This window comes from Candidatus Contendobacter odensis Run_B_J11, assembly GCF_000531125.1.
Classification (GTDB): Bacteria; Pseudomonadota; Gammaproteobacteria; order Competibacterales; family Competibacteraceae; genus Contendibacter; species Contendibacter odensensis.
In genome coordinates this window covers 1-3,972 of sequence record NZ_CBTK010000157.1, presented here as the reverse complement: position 1 = coordinate 3,972, position 3,972 = coordinate 1, and the positions used below count along the sequence as shown (strand labels likewise).

At 56.5% G+C, this 3,972-nt stretch carries 4 protein-coding genes; 2 read left to right on the top strand and 2 right to left on the bottom strand.

Going from position 1 to position 3,972, the window contains the following annotated elements:
- Window positions 1-194: 194 nt before the first annotated feature.
- Together BN874_RS10900 and BN874_RS10895 are read right to left on the bottom strand one after the other, a co-directional pair.
- Window positions 195-1,814 (bottom strand): mechanosensitive ion channel family protein, encoded by a 1,620-nt coding sequence (locus BN874_RS10900; protein WP_051497716.1) that lies wholly within the window; start codon window positions 1,812-1,814, stop codon window positions 195-197.
- A 246-nt stretch (window positions 1,815-2,060) separates the two neighbouring features.
- The gene (locus BN874_RS10895; protein WP_051497715.1) at window positions 2,061-2,888 is read right to left on the bottom strand and encodes a porin family protein; all 828 of its coding nucleotides are present in this window, start codon (window positions 2,886-2,888) and stop codon (window positions 2,061-2,063) included.
- A gap of 390 nt (window positions 2,889-3,278) precedes the next feature.
- Between BN874_RS10895 and BN874_RS26415 the strand changes: the two genes are divergently transcribed.
- Both BN874_RS26415 and BN874_RS10890 read left to right on the top strand, forming a co-directional pair.
- Window positions 3,279-3,512 carry a helix-turn-helix domain-containing protein gene (locus tag BN874_RS26415; protein WP_081756316.1) on the top strand — a complete coding sequence of 78 codons (234 nt, stop codon included), beginning with the start codon at window positions 3,279-3,281 and terminating at the stop codon, window positions 3,510-3,512.
- A 73-nt stretch (window positions 3,513-3,585) separates the two neighbouring features.
- The gene (locus BN874_RS10890; protein WP_034433141.1) at window positions 3,586-3,963 is read left to right on the top strand and encodes a hypothetical protein; all 378 of its coding nucleotides are present in this window, start codon (window positions 3,586-3,588) and stop codon (window positions 3,961-3,963) included.
- Window positions 3,964-3,972 lie beyond the last annotated feature (9 nt).

Here is a 3,972-nt window from a genome sequence, read left to right as displayed (position 1 = left end):
GCATAGCCCTTATTGTTGCAAACATCCGCACCCTCATTTGCCTCTTTTATCACTGGGACATCGGTCAAACTGGCCTTGCAACACTTCCCCATCGATGCCGCTGATGGATCCGATAGCCACGATTTGCGTGCGCGGTGTCCGGTCGCCCCACTCATTTTCCAGCGTGAGCGCTACTGCTCCGATGCATGAGAGAACTACGGTGGGCACTTATTTTCGAATGAACCTTGAGTCTCGATAGTCGGCTTTTCTTCCGGCACACTTTCGATGTGCAAAGTCTGTGTGGGAAACGCAAACCGTACACGCTGCATATCGGCCAACCGCAGAATATCCAAGAGAATCCGCTGCCGTGCGATGAGTTCGGCCGCCCTGTCCGGCACCTTGAGAAAAAAGTTCAGCAGGATATCCAGACTATGTGGCCCGAACTCATAGAGAAACACTTGGAAATTGTCTTTACGGGTGTCTGGGTGGGTTGCAAGGATGTGTTTGATGCCTTCGATGAAATCTTCGATCTTCTCGACGGGTGTGTCGTAGGTGAGGTTAAGGACGGTCTTGACCTGCCGATACTCCCGCAACTCCATGTTGTCAACGGTGCTGTTCACCAGTTGGCTGCTTGGGATAGTCACGAGGGAATTTTGAGGTGTCCGGATTCGTGTACTGCGAAAGCCCACGTTCTCGACGATTCCTTCGATGCTCTGGACTTTGATCAAATGGCCGATAGCGAAGGGCTTCTCGAACATGATGATCAGAGAGCCGAGCAGGTTGGCGAGGGTTTGCTGCGCCGCCAGGGCAACGGCGAGACCGCCGACCCCGAGTCCGGCGATCACCGAGTAAGCGGGCAACCCGATGCGATCAGCCCCCGTGACGAGGATGGCAATCGCCACGATGATCGTCAAAAGCCGCAGCACCAGGCGGATGAGTTGGCTATCGATACTGGTCTTGCGGAGTTTTTCCCAGGAGATCACGCTTTCCGCCACCGCACCGCCGACAGCCCAAACCATCCAGGTGAGGGCAAGAAAATACAGAGTCCAAAGCGATGGTGTCACGGCCGCGTAGACAGTGCCCGAAATCCGCAGGACTTCGGCAAGAATCAACGCCGCGACCGGCGTCACGATCACCAGGCTGAGCGGCCGCAGCAAACCCGCCCAGCGCTCGGCCGATGGCGATCGACTGGCCCAATACCGGCTGAAGCGAAAACACAGCAGAACGACGGCGAGGCCGGCGCCGAGAACGGCCACGATGCCGAACCAGCGCCACATCGGTTGGTCGAGAAAGGAGGTCCAAACTCGATGCTGCGGGCTATCGATCAACCACCGGGACGGCACGATTCGATGCAATGCCAAGGCTACCCCGGCCGGACTATACGAAGAAAAGTCGTACCAACCGACGGAAGCTCCGGGTTTGTAGGGAAGATCCTTGACCTTGGCGTAGAACTCCGGCAGGCGGCTCAAGGTTTCCGGGGTAAACAAATATTCCCCGGCCCGTGGCCCGGTTTCGACCCGCCGAATTTGAATTTCGGAATTCGGCAAGGTCCAGCGCTTGAACTCGGCCGTAGCCATCGCCTGGGCATCCGGGATCGACTCGACGGGTGGGAGGTCGATACGGTCGAGTACCTCCTTCAATTGGATGGCGAGCCGCCGGGCGGATTCGTGAACCGTGGCGGGCGGAAGTTCGCTCAAATCCAGTACCCGTTGGGCCGCTTCCTGGTAGTGGAAAGAGCCTTGGATAGTGGATATATCCTCCGGCCTCAGATAAAGCTCCGAGGAAGCCAGATACGATTGCGTGACCCCGACTCCCGTCCCATAGCCCTTGTTCATGAATTCGATGAATCCCTGGAGTGTGGTCCTGGGGCTGGCTGTATCGATCGGTTTAAGCGGGTTCTCCTCACCCGCGCTGGCGGGTATGGCCCAAAGTTGAAGCCCCAACCAGGCAAGGAGCAACGCTACGAGGTAAAGTTTAGTCCATCTCCACCTCACTAAGATTGCTCCAATGGATCGGAACAAACGTCTGAACATAGTGTTCGCCTTGAAATTTAACAATCGGATCGGGCGGATTTTCGGACCTCAGAATCTGAAAGTGACCCCCAACGCCGGACCACTGAACGCGATGTCCATGTCGGTATTATTATTGTTGTCGAAGTCGTATTTGAGATAGCGGTAGGCGAGAATGACATCACCCCAACCGTACTGGTAGCCGACCCCCAGCAACGCCTGCCAGGTGAGCTTCGAGTCGCCCGCGCCCACGTCAGCGTAGTAGGGCATAATCCAGTTCCCGCCCGGCTTAAACTCCCCCTTCAGACCCACAATGCCGTCCCAGACTGCCGGCTTGCGGGAGAGATGCGCGCTGGGCAGTTCAGGCGGAAGGGGACCGTCGAGCCGCAGATCGAGGGAAGCATCCATCGCCAGATAGCGAAATCCCAGCAGGATATTGGCGGACCCCGATGGATTCTCAACGAGGTTGTATTGACCCGCCAGCGTCCAGACGGTGGCTTTGAGGTTGAGGCCGGCGTTGAGATTCAGGCCAGACCCTCCCGGCACCAAAGAGGCCAGGTTCTGGGTCTTGTCACCTGAAAGATCGAGATAAATAAAATCAGTGAAGACCCCCCATGGACCCTTGCGGGCCTCGAAAGATCCCATGAAAACGAAGTTCAATGCATCAATCAACTGGTCGGCATCAACGCTCAAATCCTCGCTCCCACCACTTCTGCCGCCTGCACCGTTTTTGAATGTCACTGTGCCGTCGATGCCCGGAAACCAGCCGTAGAGCGTGGCACCAAACCGCCAATCGTCGGGATTGCCCTCGACGGCGCCCGCCGATATGCAAAACGCCAGCCCAAGCGCTCCCGCCACGGCGGCGCGAGTGAGTACCTGCAATGGAGATAAAGTTTTCATCATGGATTCCTCAATCGATATACACGACTTGGTACGGGTTGCTGGCGAGTCGGTAATAGGTGGTCCTGCATTGCAGCAACGGGGTGTCTCGCACGGTTCCTGCCACAGCGACAGTACGTCACTGGCGGGCTCTATGAGTTTTTAGCTCCAACAGATTCAATCGCCTCATCTCGGTAGATTCAAAATCTGAAAGCAATCCGTGGCGCGGAATCCCGTTACTTCTAAATTTCTGAACAGCAATGCTACGCTTTAATTTTAGGTAGCCACTATCCAGATTACGACATTCGAAAGAAACGGGTCTGACCCTTCGGGCTGGGCGGCACGGTCGTGGCGACCTCCGAGTGACTTTATCGAGAGCCGGTTTCGCGATGCCATTCGGATGGCGGATATTTGCCTCGAGGTGGACATCGGCCCCGCCAGATCGAACGCTGCTTTCACCCACACTACGGGATCAGTCCCCTCGTCTATGTCAATCTCCGGCGGCTGAACGAGGCCCGGTCGTTGCTTCTGCGTGGGCGCATGGGTACAAGTGTGACGGACGCTGCTCTCGCATCCGGTTTCTCGCACTGGGGCGCTTCGCGGCCGAGTACCGCCAGTGGTTCGTTCGCCGTCCTGTTTCTATAATGGCGATCAGATTGTGGTATTTTGCTGACACTGCGGAATATGCCACATGGAATAATTTGCGGAGGATGCACCCATGAGCGAGAAAACTACCCAACCCAAGACCCATCTCGATGGCGCAGTCGCGGCACTGCGCCGACACATGATGGAGAAAGGAAATCGTTTCGAACACGGCCCGGCCTATGAAGGCGATGGCAAGGTGCTGGGTAGCGTCAAACAAACCGTGCGGATGTACGAGGGTATGGGTTACGCCAAGTTGTTCGAGTTGGGCGATCCGCCTGCTTACGCCGTGCTGCAACGCGGGCATCGGGAACTGCACATCTTTCAGCCGCGAGACCCAAAAATCAAACAGTGGTTGGAGGATGAGAGCATCAATTTGAACGATCCCGATATTCGCGCCTCTTACCACCTATCAGTTCCTCATCACGGGGCAGATCCGATAGAAGGGGGGTAAGGGGAGTTG